This is a genomic window from Paraburkholderia sejongensis, from assembly GCF_020880815.1.
GTDB classification, from domain to species: Bacteria; Pseudomonadota; Gammaproteobacteria; order Burkholderiales; family Burkholderiaceae; genus Paraburkholderia; species Paraburkholderia sejongensis.
Window position 1 is genome coordinate 310144 of the sequence record NZ_JAJITD010000008.1, and the last position, 16534, is coordinate 326677.

Genomic DNA, 16534 nt, shown 5'->3' on the forward strand with positions numbered 1-16534 from the left:
CGGGCGGCGCGTTCAGCGCAGCGGCGGTGCTGACCGGCCGCGCGAGAACTGAAGCGCACGCAATCCCGCGCGGATGGAAGAATTGCTGATGGAGCATGCATGGACGAGTTGACACTCGGTTTGATCGGCGCGGGCGCCGTGGTGGTCGGGGGCGTGGTCGTGTACAACGCGTGGCAGGGCGCGAAGGTGCGTCGCAAGATGCCGCGGCCGATGCCGGCCGAGACCGCCGAAAGTTTCGCGCCGCGGGACGAGCATGAAGAGCAGAGCCCGTTCATCGAGCCGGCCCGCCCGACCATCCGGCGCGAGCCGAGCGTGAGCGCCGCCGAGCCGCTCGCGGACCCGAGCGCCGCGCGGGTCGAGCCGACTTTCGGTGCGGCCGCAGGTGCGGCTACGGCGCCGCTCGACACGCCCGCCGATATTCAGGCGGAGATGACGTCGCCGAACGGCTACCCGGACCCTGAACAGGCGGCGCGAGCCGAAGGCGCGGGCGAGGGCGAGCCCCATCACGCCGACGCATCGGCTGGCGACAGCGAGCGGCCCGCTGCTGAAACGGCTGCCGCGGCAAAGCCGGCGTCCGTCGAGCAGGAGCGCGTCGAGCCGATCCTGCCGGCCGCCACGACGATTTCGTCGGCGCCGCCGGCGATCGTCGACCGGCGCATCGACTGCATCGTGCCGATCCGGCTGAACGGCCCGGTGGCCGGCGACAAGGTGATTCCGCTCGCGCAGCGGCTGCGTCGCGCGGGCAGCAAGCCGGTGCATATCGAGGGCAAGCCCGAAGGCGGCGCGTGGGAGCTGCTGCAAAACGGCATCCGCTACGAGGAGCTGCGCGCGGCCGCGCAGCTCGCGAACCGCAGCGGCGCGCTCAACGAGCTCGAGTTCTCCGAGTTCGTGACCGGTGTGCAGCAGTTCGCCGATGCGCTCGACGCGGCCCCCGAATTTCCCGACATGCTGGAAACCGTTGCGATGGCGCGCGAGCTCGACGGCTTCGCCGCGCAGTGCGACGCGCAGTTGTCGATCAACGTGCTGTCGGACGGCGCGCCGTGGTCGGCTAACTACGTACAGGCGGTCGCGTCGCAGGACGGGCTGCTGCTGTCGCGCGACGGCACCCGCTTCGTCAAGCTCGACTCGCGCCAGAGCCCGGTGTTCATGCTGCAGTTCGGCGACACCAACTTCCTGCGCGACGACCTCACGTACAAGGGCGGCGAGATGATCACGCTGGTGCTCGACGTGCCGGTCGCCGACGAAGACATCCTGCCGTTCCGCCTGATGTGCGACTACGCGAAGTCCCTGGCCGAGCGGATCGGCGGCCGGGTCGTCGACGACGGCCGCCGGCCGCTGCCGGAAAGCGCGCTGCTGGCGATCGAAAAGCAGCTGATGACGCTCTACGCGAAGCTTGAACAGGCGGGCATTCCGGCGGGCTCGCCGGCGACGCGGCGGCTGTTCAGCCAGTAACCGCGCATCGCAGCGCCGCGCGTTTTTCGCGCAGGAATAGACGGCCGCACGATGTGCGGCCGTTGTCGTTTGGGGCATCGTTTACAGGCATTCGCGCGAGGGCGCGAAGCGCATCGCAAGTCGCCCATTCGGCCGATGTAAAGGGCCAGGCTTCCTGCGATAATCCGATGTCCGACTTTCATCCTGATAAAGCTTCCGCGCGTATGGCCCGAACCTCCGTCCCTCCTTCCGAAACCAGTGCGCCGGCCGAACGGGCCGCATGGCTGCGCGCCGAGCTCGAACGCGCGAACTACGCGTACTACGTGCTCGACCAACCGGACCTGCCGGACGCCGAGTACGACACGCTGTTCAAGGAGCTGGAGCGCATCGAAGGCGAGCATCCGGACCTGATCGTGCCGGACTCGCCGACCCAGCGCGTCGGGGGCGAAGTGGCCAGCGGCTTCGAGCCGGTCGTGCACGATCAGCCGATGCTGTCGCTGAACAACGGTTTTGCCGATGAAGACATCGTCGCGTTCGACAAGCGCGTCGGTGACGCGCTCGGCAAGAATGCGAGCGAGCCACCGGTGCCGGTCGACTACGCGGCCGAGCTGAAGTTCGACGGCCTCGCGATCTCGCTGCGCTATGTCGACGGCGTGTTCGTGCAGGCGTCCACGCGCGGCGACGGCACGACCGGCGAGAACGTCACCGAAAACGTCCGCACGATCCGCTCGATTCCTTTGAAACTGAAGGGCAAGCGCGTGCCGCACGTACTCGACGTGCGCGGCGAGGTGCTGATGTTCAAGCGCGATTTCGAACGCCTGAACGAGCGCCAGCGCGCGGCCGAGCAACGCGAATTCGCGAACCCGCGCAATGCGGCAGCGGGTAGCCTGCGCCAGCTCGATTCGAAGATCACCGCGCAGCGGCCGCTGTCGTTCTTCGCGTATGGGATCGGCGTGCTCGACGGCGCCGACATGCCGGCCACCCACAGCGAATTGCTCGACTGGTACAAGGAGATGGGGCTGCCGGTCAACGGCGAGCGCGCGGTCGTGCAGGGCGCCGAAGGGCTGCTGGGCTTTTTTCGCGGCATCGGTGAGAAGCGCGACAAGCTGCCGTACGACATCGACGGCGTGGTCTACAAGGTCAACCGGCGCGACGAGCAGGACGCGCTCGGCTTCGTGTCGCGCGCGCCGCGTTTCGCGCTCGCGCATAAATTTCCCGCCCAGGAGGCGCTGACGAAGCTTGTCGCGATCGACGTGCAGGTCGGCCGCACCGGCGCGATCACGCCGGTCGCGCGGCTCGAGCCGGTGTTCGTCGGCGGCGCGACGGTCACCAACGCGACGCTGCACAACGAAGACGAAGTGCGCCGCAAGGACATCCGCATCGGCGATACGGTGATCGTGCGGCGCGCGGGCGACGTGATTCCGGAAGTGGTCAGCGCGCTGCTCGACCGGCGCCCGGCCGATGCGCGCGAATTCGTGATGCCGACGCAATGTCCGGTGTGCGGCTCGAATATCGAGCGCCTGCCGGACGAGGCGATCGCGCGCTGCACCGGCGGCCTGTTCTGTCCGGCGCAGCGCAAGCAGGCGCTGTGGCACTTCGCGCAGCGGCGCGCGCTCGATATCGACGGCCTGGGCGAGAAGATCATCGATCAGCTGGTCGAGCAGAATCTGGTGCGCACGCCGGCCGATCTGTTCAACCTCGGTTTCGCGACGCTCGCGGAACTCGACCGTTTCGCCGAGAAGTCCGCGCAGAACCTGCTCGACTCGCTGGAAAAAGCCAAGAACACCACGCTCGCGCGTTTCATCTACGCGCTCGGAATTCGTCATGTCGGCGAATCGACCGCGAAGGATCTCGCGAAGCACTTCGGTTCGCTGACGCCGATCATGGACGCGTCGCTCGAAGAGCTGCTGGAAGTCAACGACGTCGGCCCGGTGGTCGCCGAATCGCTGCACCAGTTCTTCGCGGAGGAGCACAACCGCACGGTGATCGAGCAGTTGCGCGCGCCGGGCCGGGTCACCTGGAAGGAGGGGCCGCCCGCGCCGAAGGCGCCGCAGGGCGTGCTGGCCGGGCAGACCGTGGTGCTGACCGGGACGCTGCCCACTCTGTCGCGCGAAGAGGCGAAGGAGATGCTCGAAGCGGCGGGCGCGAAGGTGGCGGGCTCGGTGTCGAAGAAAACCAGCTACGTGGTGGCCGGCGCGGACGCGGGCAGCAAGCTCGCGAAAGCGGAGGAACTCGGCATCCCCGTACTCGACGAAGAAGGTATGCGCAAGCTCCTGGAGGGGCATTCATGATTCACGACATTCTGAAGATGGGCGATCCGCGCTTGCTGCGAATCGCCAAACCGGTCGATCACTTCGATACGCCCGAGTTGCATCAGTTGGTCAAGGACATGTTCGAGACGATGCACCACGCGAATGGCGCGGGGCTCGCGGCGCCGCAGATCGGCGTCGATCTGCAGGTGGTGATCTTCGGCTTCGGCTCGAACGAGCGCTATCCGGACGCGCCGTCGGTGCCGGAAACGGTGCTGATCAACCCGACCATCACCCCGGTGTCGCAGGACATGGAGGAGGGCTGGGAGGGTTGTCTGTCGGTGCCGGGGCTGCGCGGCGCGGTCAACCGCTTTTCGATGATCCGCTATCACGGCTTCGACCAGTTCGGCAATGCGATCGAACGGGTCGCCGAGGGCTTTCACGCGCGCGTCGTGCAGCACGAATGCGATCACCTGATCGGCAAGCTCTATCCGATGCGGATTACGGATTTTTCGAAGTTTGGCTTTACCGAGGTCCTGTTCCCGGATCTGGATCCGAATAGCGACGATTGAGGCGGCGCGTTTGTCGCGCGTTCGTGGCGCGTTTGTGGCAGGTGCGACGCGCCGTGCCGGCGGCAATAAAAAACCCACGCTCGTGCGTGGGTTTTTTTTATTGATCGAAGCCGAAGCGCGCCGGCTCACACGGAGCCGGCCCAGGGTTCGGACCTCAGCGCATCAGAACGCTTCGTCTTCCGACAGATAGCGCCATTGACCCGGCGGCAACGCGCCGAGCGTTATGCGCCCCATCCGCACGCGCTTCAGGCCGACCACTTCGAGGCCGACCAGCTCGCACATGCGGCGAATCTGGCGCTTGCGGCCTTCGCGCAGCACGAAACGCAATTGCTCGCCGTTTTGCCAGTTGACCTGCGCGGGTTTGAGCTGGACGTCGTCGAGCGTCAGGCCCTGGCACAGCAGCGCGAGCTTGTCGGCCGGGAAGTGGCTTTCGACGTCGACCGTGTGCTCGCCGTAGGCGACGCGCACCAGATACTCCTTGTCGACCTCCGAATGACCGCCGATCAGCTGCTTCGCAATGCGGCCGTCCTGGGTCAACACCAGCAAGCCGGTCGAATCGATGTCCAGACGGCCGGCCGGCGCGAGCTGACGCAGATGCGAAGGCGCGAAACGGATGCCCGACTGGTCGCCTTCCCAGCGGTTCTCCGGCGTGACCAGCGTGATGGCCGGCTGATAGCCGTCTTCCGCCTGGCCCGACACGAGACCGACCGGCTTGTGGATCAGCACAGTGACCTGGCTCGACTGCGCGGCTTCGGCGGCGGGGTCGATATCGATGCGCTGGTCCGGGAACACCTTGGTGCCGAGCGTATCGACGCGTTCGCCGTCGACCATTACCCAGCCTTTCTCGATCCACTCGTCGGCTTCGCGGCGCGAGCACATGCCGAGTTTCGACATCAGTTTCGACAGCCGCAGCATGCCGGGCGCGTCTTCCTGGTCGCGGCGCGGGCGCGGGGTGGCGGTGACGGTGTCAGGGGTGACGGCCGGTGCTGCGGCGCACGGTTTGGCGGCGCGGGTCGGGCGGTCGCCGAATTCGCGGCGTGGGGCGCGTTCACCGCGCTCGCTTGTTCCTTCGAAGCGGCGGGGTGCGCGTTCTGCGCGGTCGCCAAATTCGCGACGTGGGGCGCGTTCGGCTCGCTCACTGCTGCCTTCGAAGCGGCGGGGTGCGCGTTCTGCGCGATCACTCAATTCGCGACGCGGCGCGCGTTCACCACGCTCGCTCGTTCCTTCGAAGCGACGGGGTGCACGTTCCGTGCGGTCGCCGAATTCGCGACGGGGAGCACGTTCGCCACGCTCATTGCCGCCTTCGAAGCGACGCGGTGCACGTTCTGCGCGGTCGCTGAACTCACGACGCGGAGCGCGTTCGCCACGCTCACTGCTGCCTTCAAAGCGGCGGGGCGCCCGTTCCGCGCGATCACCAAATTCACGACGCGGAGCGCGCTCACCACGCTCACTGCTGCCTTCAAAGCGGCGCGGCGCGCGTTCCGCGCGATCACCGAATTCACGACGCGGAGCGCGCTCACCACGCTCACTGCTGCCTTCAAAGCGGCGCGGCGCGCGTTCCGCGCGATCACCGAATTCACGACGCGGAGCACGCTCACCACGCTCACTGCTGCCTTCAAAGCGGCGCGGCGCGCGTTCCGGGCGATCACCGAATTCACGACGCGGCGCACGCTCACCACGCTCACCCGCACCTTCAAAGCGGCGTGGCGCCCGTTCCGCGCGATCACCAGATTCACGACGCGGCGCACGTTCACCACGCTCACCCGCACCTTCAAAGCGGCGGGGTGCGCGTTCCGCGCGGTCGCCAAATTCACGACGCGGCGCGCGTTCACCGCGCTCACCAGCGCCCTCAAAGCGACGCGCCGGCCGTTCACCGCGCTCACCACCTTCACGGCGCGGCCCACGTTCACCGCCGCGCTCGCCGCCAAAGCCGCGTTCCCCACGCTCGCCGCCACCTTCAAAGCGACGCGGTGCCCCCGCACCCGCCGGCTTCGGGCCGACCGGCCGCTTGCCGGTGCCGCCGGCCGCCGCGCTACCCTCGCGAGCGCCACCGGCTTGCGGTGCTTGCGGCCGCACCGGACGGGTCGGCTTACGCGCGGACGCGCTGCCGGAACGGACAGGGGCGCGCTCGGACGAGGCCGGCCGCGGATGCTTGGCTGTTAATTTGATTCGCATGAAAAGCTCACACTGCGATCGCGCGCAGCAGTTCGGTTTCGACCTGGATTTGCAGGCGGTTGTCCGACAGGCTGTGTCCCTCGAGCAGGAACACGTCCTCGACGCGTTCGCCGAGCGTATTGATCCGCGCCGAAGCGACGCCGACCCGGTGCTCGGCCAGCACGCGCGCGATCGAATAAAGAAGGCCCGGCCGGTCGTTCGCCGACACGGACAGGATGTAGTATTGGCCGCGCTCGTCGGCCCGCAGGTCGACGCGCGGCGTGATCGGGAAGGTGCGCGACAGCCGCGACAGCCGGCCCTTCGACGGACCCGGCAGCAGCGTGCCATGGCCGGCGAGGCGAGCAGTGAGTTCCTGCTCGACCAGATTGGCGATGTCGCGGTAGTGCACGTCCTGTTCGGTGTGCGCGACGAGGAAATTGTCGAGCGCGTAGCCGTGGCGCGTCGTGCTGACGCGCGCATCGAGCACCGACAGCCCGTTGCGGTCGAAATACGCGCAGATGCCGGCGAACAGATCGGGCTGATCCTTCACGTAGACCAGCACCTGCAGCGCCTCACCGATCGGCGACGGCCGCGCGCGCACGAGCGGTGTCGGCGTTTCGACGTGGCGGTACAGCACGCGGGTTTGCCACGCGATATCCGCCGCGTCGTGGCGCAGGAAGTAACCGACGTCGAGCTTGTCCCACAGCGCCCGTTGCGCGCCTTCCGGCACGGTTTCGAGGCGCAGCAGCGCAAGCGCCTCTTCCTGGCGCGATTTCAGTTCCGAATGGGTGTCGGGCGTGGCGCCGCCGAGCACCGCGAGCGTCGCCCGATACAGGTCCTCGAGCAGCTTGCCTTTCCATGTGTTCCAGACCTTCGGACTGGTGCCGCGGATATCGGCGACCGTCAGCAGGTACAGCGCGGTCAGGCGGCGTTCGGTGCCGACCAGCTCGGCGAAGCGCTTGATCACTTCGGGGTCGCTGGTGTCCTGCTTCTGCGCGACCTGGCTCATCGTCAGATGCTGCTGCACGAGCCACACGACCAGCTCGCCATCCTCGCCGTCGATCCCGTGCTGCCGGCAGAAGCGGCGCGCGTCGGCCATGCCGAGCGTCGAGTGGTCGCCGCCGCGGCCTTTTGCGATGTCGTGAAACAGCGCGGCCACGTACAGCACCCACGGGCGGTCGAAGTTCACGATCAACTGGCTGCAGAACGGATATTCGTGCGCATGCTCGGCGATCGCGAAGCGGCGCAGATTGCGCAGCACCATCAGGATGTGCTGATCGACCGTGTACACGTGATACAGGTCATGCTGCATCTGTCCGACGATGCGCCGGAAGTTCAGCAGATAACGCCCGAGCACGCTGGTCTGGTTCATCAGCCGGAACGCGTGGGTGATGCCGGCCGGCTGCCGGATGATCTCCATGAACAGCCGGCGGTTTTCCGGATCGCGGCGCCAGTGCTGGTCCATCACGTCGCGGGCGTTGTAGATCGCGCGCAGCGTGCGCGCCGACAGGCCCTTCACGCCGGGCGTGCGCTCGTACAGCAGGAACGCTTCGAGGATCGCGTTCGGCTCGCGCTGGAACACGTCGTCGGAGGCGATTTCGAGCATGCCCTGTTTCTCGACGAAGCGGTCCGACAGCACCCGGGTGATCCCGCTGGTGCTCGGAAACAGCTGCGCCTCGACGTTCTGGATCAGGATCGTCGCGAGTTGCGTGACGGCTTTGGCGGCCCAGTAGTAGCGGCGCATCAGCTGTTCGCTCGCGCGCTTGGTCGCGGTCGGCTTATAGCCGAAGCTTTCGGCGACCGGCGTTTGCAGGTCGAACACCAGAATGTCCTGGCGGCGTCCGGCGATCACGTGCAGCCGCGCGCGCAGCGACTTCAGGAAACTCTCGTTGTGGCGCAGTTCGCGCGCCTCGCGCTCGGTGATCAGCCCGCGCGCCTCGAGTTCGCGCCAGCTGCTGCCGAAGTCGGCCGCCTGGGTGATCCACAGAATGAGCTGCAGATCGCGCAGCCCGCCGGGGCTTTCCTTGATGTTCGGTTCGAGCGCGTACGGCGTGTCCTGGAACTTCGCGTGGCGCTGGCGCATCTCGAGCACCTTCGCCTGGAAGAACGCCTTCGGGTCGAGCGCGTCGCGGTAGCGCCGCGCGAAATCGTCGAACAGCGCGGTGCTGCCGGTGATGTGCCGCGCCTCCAGCAACGAGGTGCGCACGGTGACGTCTCCGGCCGCTTCCTCGATGCATTGCGACACGCTGCGCACGCTGCTGCCCAGTTCCAGCCCGAGGTCCCACGCGAGGCTGATGAAGCGCTCGATGCGCGCTTCCAGATGCGCGAGCGGTGCATCGGGCAACAGCACCAGAATGTCGATGTCGGAATGCGGCGCGAGCTCGCCGCGCCCATAGCCGCCGACCGCGACGAGCGCCAACTCGTCCGGCAGCTCGCACGTGTCCCATGCGGCGCGCAGCGAGTGATCGGTCGCGCGGGCGAGCGCGGCCATCAGCGCATCGACGTTGGTGGCGGTGCGAAAGCGTTCCAGCAACTGGGCTTTGGCCACTTTGTAGTCCGCCTTGAGCGACGAAGCATGGGCAGGGGCAACGGCTGGAACGCTACTCATTGGAGGGCGGGCGAAAAGGGTCGAAGTGCGCTCAGGATGGAAGTGCGTTCAGGCAGTGGCCGCGACGAGCGGCGGACGCGCGGGCGTGCCGGCCGACACGGTCAGCACGTCGTAGCCGGTCTCGGTGACGAGCACCGTGTGCTCCCACTGCGCGGACAGGCTGCGGTCCTTGGTCTTGACGGTCCACTGGTCGGGCATCGTGCGGATGTCGCGGCGGCCGGCGTTGATCATCGGTTCGATCGTGAAAATCATGCCCGCCTGCAGTTCGAGCCCGGTGCCGGGACGGCCGTAATGCAGGATTTGGGGGTCTTCGTGGAACACGGTGCCGATCCCGTGGCCGCAATATTCGCGCACCACGCTGTAGCCGAGGCCTTCCGCATGCTTCTGGATCGCGTAGCCGATGTCGCCGAGATGCGCGCCGGGGCGCACCTGGTCGATGCCAAGCCACATGCACTCGAAGGTGGCCTGCACGAGGCGCTTTGCCATGATCGAGCCTTCGCCGACGATGAACATGCGGCTCGTGTCGCCGAAGTAGCCTTCCTTGATCACGGTGATGTCAATATTCAGCGCATCGCCGTTTTTCAGCGCCTTGTCGCCCGGAATGCCGTGACAGATCACGTCGTTGACAGAAATGCAGGTCGCTTTCGGGTAGGGCGGGTAGCCGGGCGGCTGGTAATTGAGCGGCGCCGGAACCGTGCCCTGTTCCTTCAGCATGTATTCGTGACACAGGCGGTCGAGTTCGCCGGTCGTCACGCCGGCCTTGACGAACGGCGTGATGTAGTCGAGCACCTCGCTGGCGAGCCGGCAGGCGACGCGCATTTGGGCGATATCGTGTTCGTTTTTGAGCGTAATAGCCATGAGTCGGGCCTGAAATGCGATTTATTGCGGGATTATCGCACCATATTCCGGCTGCCGCAGGCTTTTGAGAGAAGCGCGGCAGGTTGAGTCGTCCGATAGTCGCGTGCTATACTCTTCGGCTAAGTCGATCTTGTCCGTTGTCATTGCGTGCGTGCATGACAAGCAGGGCTGAGCGGCTTGTCGCGGCGCTTCGGTTGTCTGTGCCGCGAGCAAAAGTAGTGTTCAGGCAGCCAATTCGCAAGCCGGCGCACCCAGGGTGTCGACGCGTTTTACAGCAGCGCACGAAAGTGCGGGCGGACGCGACCGATACGGCAGCCGGCTTAAGACCCAACCCTCGTGGAGAATTTCATGGCAGTTACGATGCGTCAAATGCTGGAAGCAGGTGTCCACTTCGGTCACCAGACCCGCTTCTGGAACCCGAAGATGGCTCCGTTCATTTTCGGTCACCGCAACAAGATTCACATCATCAACCTCGAAAAGACGCTGCCGATGTACAACGACGCGCTGAAGTACGCGCGTCAGCTGGCATCGAACCGTGGCACGATCCTGTTCGTCGGCACGAAGCGTCAGTCGCGTGACACGATCGCCCAGGAAGCGCAGCGCGCCGGTATGCCGTTCGTCAACGCACGCTGGCTCGGCGGCATGCTGACCAACTTCAAGACGCTGAAGGTTTCGATCAAGCGCCTGAAGGACATGGAAGCGGCGCTGGAAGCAGGCGAAACCGAGCGCATGAGCAAGAAGGAAGCGCTGCTGTTCGAACGCGAAATGGCCAAGCTGCAGAAGTCGATCGGCGGCGTGAAGGACATGGGCGGCATTCCGGACGCGATCTTCGTCGTCGACGTCGGCTACCACAAGATTGCCGTGACCGAAGCGAACAAGCTCGGCATTCCGGTCATCGCCGTGGTCGATACGAACCACTCGCCGGAAGGTGTGGACTACGTGATCCCGGGTAACGACGACGCCAGCAAGGCAGTCGCCCTGTACGCGGCAGGCGTGGCCGACGCGATCCTCGAAGGCCGTGCGAACGCGGTCAATGAAGTGGTCCAGGCCGCACGCGGCGGCGACGGCGACGAGTTCGTCGAGGTCAACTCGGAAGCGTAAGGCTGCCCAGTGTCCGGCATAAAAGGGGGCTTTCTACAGGCCCCCTTTTTTTAAGTCGCGACGCTTGTAACACGCATCTGGCAAGGTGCTGGCGGACGGCAACCACAGGTCGTCCGTAAAATTGCGCGAAAACGCTGAAACGAATTGCTGCCGCCGGCATCGAAGTGCGGGCGGCGTGTCACAGACAGAACCCAAGGAGCAAATGATGGCGGCAATTACCGCAAGCATGGTTGCAGAACTGCGCGCGAAGACCGACGCGCCGATGATGGAATGCAAGAAGGCGCTGACGGAAGCCGACGGCGATCTGGCGCGCGCTGAAGAGCTGCTGCGCGTGAAGCTCGGCAACAAGGCGAGCAAGGCTGCATCGCGCGTGACGGCTGAAGGCGTGGTCGCATCGTTCATCGCCGGCAACGCTGGTTCGCTGGTCGAACTGAACTGCGAAACCGACTTCGTCTCGAAGAACGACGACTTCCTGGCTTTCTCGAAGAAGATCGCCGAGCTGGTCGCAACGCAAAACCCGGCTGACGTCGCCGCACTGTCGGCACTCCCGCTGGACGGCCAGACCGTCGACGCAGTGCGTCTCGCGCTCGTCGGCAAGATCGGCGAAAACCTGTCGATCCGCCGTTTCGTGCGCTTCGACACCGCCAACAAACTGGCAGCGTACCTGCACGGCACGCGCATCGGCGTGCTGGTCGAGTACACCGGCGCGGACGAGCAGGTCGGCAAGGACGTGGCAATGCACGTCGCGGCAATGAAGCCGGTTTCGCTGTCGTCGAACGACGTGCCGGCGGACCTGATCGCGAAGGAGCGCAGCATCGCTGAGCAGAAGGCCGCGGAATCGGGCAAGCCGGCTGAAATCGTCGCGAAGATGGTCGACGGCAGCGTGCAGAAGTATCTGAAGGAAGTGTCGCTGCTGAACCAGACGTTCGTGAAGAACGACAAGCAGACGATCGAGCAGATGCTGAAGGCAGCGAACGCGAGCGTGCAGAAGTTCGCGCTGTTCGTGGTCGGCGAAGGCATCGAGAAGAAGCAGGACGACTTCGCCGCGGAAGTGGCCGCCCAGGTCGCTGCTGCGAAGCAACAATAAGCTTTACCTAAGCATCACGGCTGTACCGTTGGACCCGCGGCGGGGCAAGATCCCGCCGCGCTCGGCAGTCCCGCAAGGCCGCGCCCGGGTTGACCCTCGCCGCGCGGCCGCCGTCGGCGGACCTCATCGGTTCGCCGAGCCGGCGGCGCTTGCCCGAATCAGCATTTCACCCCTACATTAGTCCCTTGTTGTTGCCCTGTTCTGCGCGATCTGGATACCTCTATGCCCACTGCCTATAAACGCGTCCTGCTCAAACTCTCCGGTGAAGCTCTGATGGGCGACGATGCCTTCGGCATCAATCGTGCGACCATCGAACGAATGGTGGCGGACGTGGCCGAAGTGGTCCGTCTCGGAACGCAGCTGGCCGTGGTGATCGGCGGCGGCAATATCTTCCGCGGCGTCGCGGGCGGCGCGGCCGGCATGGATCGCGCAACGGCCGACTACATGGGCATGCTGGCCACGATGATGAACGCGCTGGCATTGCAGGATGCAATGCGCCACGCCGGCATCGAAGCGCGCGTGCAATCGGCGCTGCGCATGGATCAGGTGGTCGAGCCGTACATCCGGCCCCGCGCGATCCGCCAGCTCGAGGAAGGCAAGGTCGTGATTTTCGCGGCCGGTACCGGCAACCCGTTCTTCACGACCGACACCGCCGCCGCGCTGCGCGGCGCGGAAGTCGGCGCCGAAGTGGTGCTGAAGGCGACCAAGGTGGACGGCGTCTACTCGGCCGATCCGAAGAAGGATTCGAGCGCGACCCGTTACAGCACGATCAGCTTCGATGAGGCGATCGGCCGCAATCTGCAGGTGATGGACGCGACCGCGTTCGCGCTGTGCCGCGACCAGAAGCTGCCGATCCGCGTGTTTTCGATCGTCAAGCCGGGTGCGCTCAAGCGCATCGTACAAGGTGAGGACGAGGGCACCCTCGTCCACGTGTAAACTCTCGTTTACATTAGTGGGCTTTGACGCGAGCCCGGGCCGCCGCATCGCGCGTGCCGGGCGGCTCGCACCGTTTAGAAGGTTCGGAGGTTAAAAATGTCTGTGGCTGATATCAGGAAGGGCGCTGAGCAGAAAATGCAGCGTTCGATCGACGCGTTCAAGAACGACCTGTCGAAGATCCGTACGGGCCGTGCTCATACGGGCCTGCTCGATCATATCCAGTGCGACTACTACGGTTCGCCGGTGCCGATTTCGCAGGTCGCGAACCTGACGCTGATCGATGCGCGCACGATCGGCGTGCAGCCGTGGGAAAAGAAGATGGTGCCGGTCGTCGAAAAGGCGATCCGCGAGTCGGACCTCGGGCTGAACCCGGCGACCCACGGCGACGTGATCCGCGTACCGATGCCCGCGCTGACCGAAGAGCGTCGCCGCGAACTGACCAAGGTCGTGCGCAGCGAAGCCGAAACCGCCAAGGTGGCCGTACGCAATCTGCGCCGCGACGCTAACGAGCAACTGAAGAAGCTCGTCAAGGACAAGGAAATCTCGGAAGACGACGAGCGTCGCGCGGGTGACGACGTTCAGAAGCTGACGGACCGTTTCGTCGCTGAAATCGACAAGCTCGTCACGACGAAAGAAGCCGAGATCATGACGGTCTGACGCCGCCCGGCTCAGTCCTTTCTGGTTTCCACTTCTTTACTGGCATTACTGTCCCGACGGCCATGACCTATACCAGCTCAACTGTGCGCGTGCCTGAAGTCGCCGCGGTGCCGCGACATATCGCGATCATCATGGATGGCAACGGCCGTTGGGCCACCCAGCGGCGTCTGCCGCGCGTGGCGGGCCATACGCGCGGCGTCGACGCGGTGCGGGCAGCCGTCGAGGCTTGCGCGCGCAAGGGCGTCGAGTATCTGACGCTGTTCGCGTTCAGCTCGGAGAACTGGCGCCGCCCGAACGAAGAGGTGTCGTTCCTGATGCGCCTGTTCGTGACCGCGCTGGAACGCGAAATCGGCAAACTGCACGCGAACGGGATCCGTTTGCGGGTGGTCGGCGATCTCGACCGCTTCGACGCGAAGATTCGCGATCTGATCAAACGCGCGGAAACCAAAACCGCGCGCAATACCCGTCTCACGCTGACCATTGCCGCGAACTATGGCGGTCGCTGGGACATCATGCAGGCTACCCGCAAGCTCGTCGAACAGGCGGCCGCGACCGGCAAGCCGGTCGAGGTGAACGAAGATGCGTTCGCCGAGCATCTGTCGATGGCCTACGCGCCGGAGCCGGACCTGTTTATCCGTACCGGCGGCGAGCGCCGCGTCAGCAACTTCCTGCTGTGGCAGCTTGCATACACCGAGTTCTATTTCACCGACACGTTCTGGCCTGACTTCGATGCCGACGCGCTCGGTCATGCCATCGCTTCCTACGCCGAACGGGAACGCCGTTTCGGCCGCACCAGTGCTCAACTCGAGCCGCAATCGCAAAACGTCGATTCGCTTCCATGCTAAAGACCCGTGTCATCACGGCGATCGTCCTGCTGGCAGTATTGCTGCCCGTCACGCTGTTCGCACCGATCGGAGGGTTCGGCGCGCTGATCGCCTTCGTCGTCGTGTTCGCCGCGTGGGAGTGGGCGCGCCTGCTCAAGCTCGGCGGCGCCGGTCCGATCGTCTATGCGCTGGTCGCGGCGCTCGCGCTAGTCGCGAGCACGCGCGCCGGCATCGGCCGTGACGCCGCGCGGCCGTTTTTTCAGGCGGCCGCGGTGTTCTGGGTGATCGCCGGTCCCTTCGTGCTGATGCGCAAGCCGGTGCTCGCGCAGGGCGCGTGGCGCGCATTCCTGTTTCTGGCCGGCATCGTCACGTTCGTGGCCTGCTGGCATGCGCTGGTCGCCGCCCGTATGCAGGGCGTGCCGTTCGTGCTGTCGCTGCTGCTATTGGTATGGCTCGCCGATATCGGCGCATACTTCTCCGGGAAAGCGTTCGGCAAGCACAAGCTGGCACCCGCCATCAGTCCGGGTAAAACCTGGGAGGGCGCGATCGGCGGCTGGTTGTTGGTGATGATCGTCGCGGCTGCGGCGATCTTTTTGCACGCGTTCGAGCCGACCCTGTATTCTGCGCTGCTGGCGCAACTGGGCGCGCTGCGCACGGTGCTCGCGCTGACCCTGCTGGTGGTCTTCAGCGTGGTCGGCGATCTGTTCGAATCGATGTTGAAACGCCAGGCCGGCGTCAAGGATTCGAGCGGTCTGTTGCCGGGGCACGGCGGCGTGCTCGATCGCATCGACGCGTTGTTGCCGGTGCTGCCGCTCGCCATGCTGCTGCTCGGCTAGAGAAAGAGATATGCAAAAACGTCTGACATTGCTCGGTTCCACGGGCTCGATTGGAGACAGTACGCTCGACGTCGTCGCGCGTCATCCCGAGCGTTTCTCGATTTACGCGCTCTCCGCGCATCGCAACGGCGACAAACTCGTCGAGCAATGCCTGCGCTTCGCGCCCGAAGTCGCGGTGGTCGGCGACGCCGACACCGCCGCGCGGGTCGCCGCGAAGCTGCGCGAAGCGGGCAGCAAGACGGAGGTCACGTACGGGCCGCAAGCGCTCGTCGAGGTCGCGAAGAGCGACGGCTGCGACACGGTGGTCGCGGCGATCGTCGGCGCGGCCGGCCTCGCGCCGACTCTGGCCGCCGCGCGGGCCGGCAAGCGCATCCTGCTCGCCAACAAGGAAGCGCTGGTGATGTCGGGCGCGATCTTCATGGACGCGGTGCGCGACAACGGCGCGGTGCTGCTGCCGGTCGACAGCGAACACAACGCGATTTTCCAGTGCCTGCCGCGTGAAGCATCGCTGCACGGCGGTGTGTCGAAGATCATCCTGACCGCGTCGGGCGGCCCGTTCCGCACCCGCGAGCCGGCGACCCTCGTCGACGTGACGCCGGACGAAGCCTGCAAGCATCCGAACTGGGTCATGGGCCGCAAGATTTCGGTCGACTCGGCGACGATGATGAACAAAGGCCTCGAAGTGATCGAGGCGCACTGGCTGTTCGATCTGCCCGGCGAGCGCATCGAGGTGCTGATTCATCCGCAGAGCGTGATCCATTCGCTGGTGTCGTACGCGGACGGTTCGGTGCTCGCGCAGCTCGGCAACCCCGACATGCGCACGCCGATCGCGCACGCTCTGGCGTTCCCCGACCGGGTCGATTCCGGCGTCGCGCAGCTCGATCTCGCGCAGATTGCATCGTTGTCTTTCGAGAAGCCCGATTACGCGCGCTTCCCGTGCCTCGCGCTCGCGATGAAGGCACTCGCCGAGGGCGGCGTCGCCAGCGCGGCGCTCAATGCCGCGAACGAAATCGCGGTCGACGCGTTCCTGTCCCGACGCATCGGCTTCATGGCGATCGCCGAGGTGGTCGACTCGGTGCTCAACGCGTTGCCGAACCGCAGCGCGCACGCGCTCGACGACGTGATCGAGGCCGACGCCGCCGCGCGCCGCGCCGCTACCGAATTCATCGCGCGTCTGCCCGACGGCGCCCGTCGTACAGAACGCGCCGTCCAGTGAGGCGC

13 protein-coding genes are annotated in these 16534 nt (G+C 65.8%); 10 read left to right on the forward strand and 3 right to left on the reverse strand.

The window, feature by feature from the left end:
* Nucleotides 1-99: 99 nt before the first annotated feature.
* The 3 genes from LJ656_RS18130 to def all read left to right on the forward strand — a co-directional run bounded on the left by LJ656_RS18130 (nt 100) and on the right by def (nt 4252).
* The gene (locus LJ656_RS18130; protein ID WP_230510749.1) at nt 100-1452 is read left to right on the forward strand and encodes a cell division protein ZipA C-terminal FtsZ-binding domain-containing protein; all 1353 of its coding nucleotides are present in this window, start codon (nt 100-102) and stop codon (nt 1450-1452) included.
* A 203-nt stretch (nt 1453-1655) separates the two neighbouring features.
* A complete protein-coding gene (ligA, locus tag LJ656_RS18135; protein ID WP_230510750.1) occupies nt 1656-3722 on the forward strand; it encodes an NAD-dependent DNA ligase LigA in 2067 nt (688 codons plus the stop codon).
* Nucleotides 3719-4252, forward strand: coding sequence for a peptide deformylase (gene def, locus LJ656_RS18140; protein WP_230510751.1), 534 nt, complete (start codon nt 3719-3721; stop codon nt 4250-4252). The genes ligA and def overlap by 4 nt, the downstream gene beginning before the upstream one ends.
* 162 nt (nt 4253-4414) lie before the next feature.
* On the opposite strand, the gene LJ656_RS18145 is transcribed toward def, so the two are convergent.
* From LJ656_RS18145 to map, 3 genes are read right to left on the reverse strand one after another with little or no spacing between them, the layout of a single operon-like run.
* Entirely contained in the window at nt 4415-6427 is a 2013-nt protein-coding gene (locus LJ656_RS18145) for a pseudouridine synthase (protein WP_230510752.1), read from the reverse strand.
* 7 nt (nt 6428-6434) lie between these two features.
* On the reverse strand, nt 6435-9014 hold the full coding sequence (locus LJ656_RS18150) for a [protein-PII] uridylyltransferase (protein ID WP_230510753.1): 2580 nt from the start codon (nt 9012-9014) through the stop codon (nt 6435-6437).
* 48 nt (nt 9015-9062) lie between these two features.
* Nucleotides 9063-9872, reverse strand: coding sequence for a type I methionyl aminopeptidase (gene map / locus LJ656_RS18155; RefSeq protein ID WP_230510754.1), 810 nt, complete (start codon nt 9870-9872; stop codon nt 9063-9065).
* A 348-nt stretch (nt 9873-10220) separates the two neighbouring features.
* Here map and rpsB point away from each other — a divergent pair, with 348 nt between their 5' ends.
* From rpsB to LJ656_RS18190, 7 genes are all read left to right on the forward strand, one after another.
* On the forward strand, nt 10221-10973 hold the full coding sequence (gene rpsB, locus LJ656_RS18160; RefSeq protein ID WP_018417646.1) for a 30S ribosomal protein S2: 753 nt from the start codon (nt 10221-10223) through the stop codon (nt 10971-10973).
* Between the two features lie 205 nt (nt 10974-11178).
* Nucleotides 11179-12060 carry a translation elongation factor Ts gene (tsf, locus tag LJ656_RS18165; protein ID WP_230510755.1) on the forward strand — a complete coding sequence of 294 codons (882 nt, stop codon included), beginning with the start codon at nt 11179-11181 and terminating at the stop codon, nt 12058-12060.
* A gap of 222 nt (nt 12061-12282) precedes the next feature.
* A complete protein-coding gene (pyrH, locus tag LJ656_RS18170; RefSeq protein ID WP_230510756.1) occupies nt 12283-12996 on the forward strand; it encodes a UMP kinase in 714 nt (237 codons plus the stop codon).
* A gap of 96 nt (nt 12997-13092) precedes the next feature.
* Nucleotides 13093-13653: a ribosome recycling factor gene (gene frr / locus LJ656_RS18175; RefSeq protein WP_230510757.1), complete on the forward strand. Its 561-nt coding sequence runs from the start codon at nt 13093-13095 to the stop codon at nt 13651-13653.
* A 62-nt stretch (nt 13654-13715) separates the two neighbouring features.
* Nucleotides 13716-14498, forward strand: coding sequence for a polyprenyl diphosphate synthase (gene uppS / locus LJ656_RS18180; protein ID WP_230510758.1), 783 nt, complete (start codon nt 13716-13718; stop codon nt 14496-14498).
* Nucleotides 14492-15313, forward strand: a complete 822-nt coding sequence (locus LJ656_RS18185) for a phosphatidate cytidylyltransferase (protein WP_230510759.1) — start codon at nt 14492-14494, stop codon at nt 15311-15313. The genes uppS and LJ656_RS18185 overlap by 7 nt, the downstream gene beginning before the upstream one ends.
* 10 nt (nt 15314-15323) lie before the next feature.
* Nucleotides 15324-16529 (forward strand): 1-deoxy-D-xylulose-5-phosphate reductoisomerase, encoded by a 1206-nt coding sequence (locus LJ656_RS18190; RefSeq protein WP_230510760.1) that lies wholly within the window; start codon nt 15324-15326, stop codon nt 16527-16529.
* Nucleotides 16530-16534: the final 5 nt, after the last annotated feature.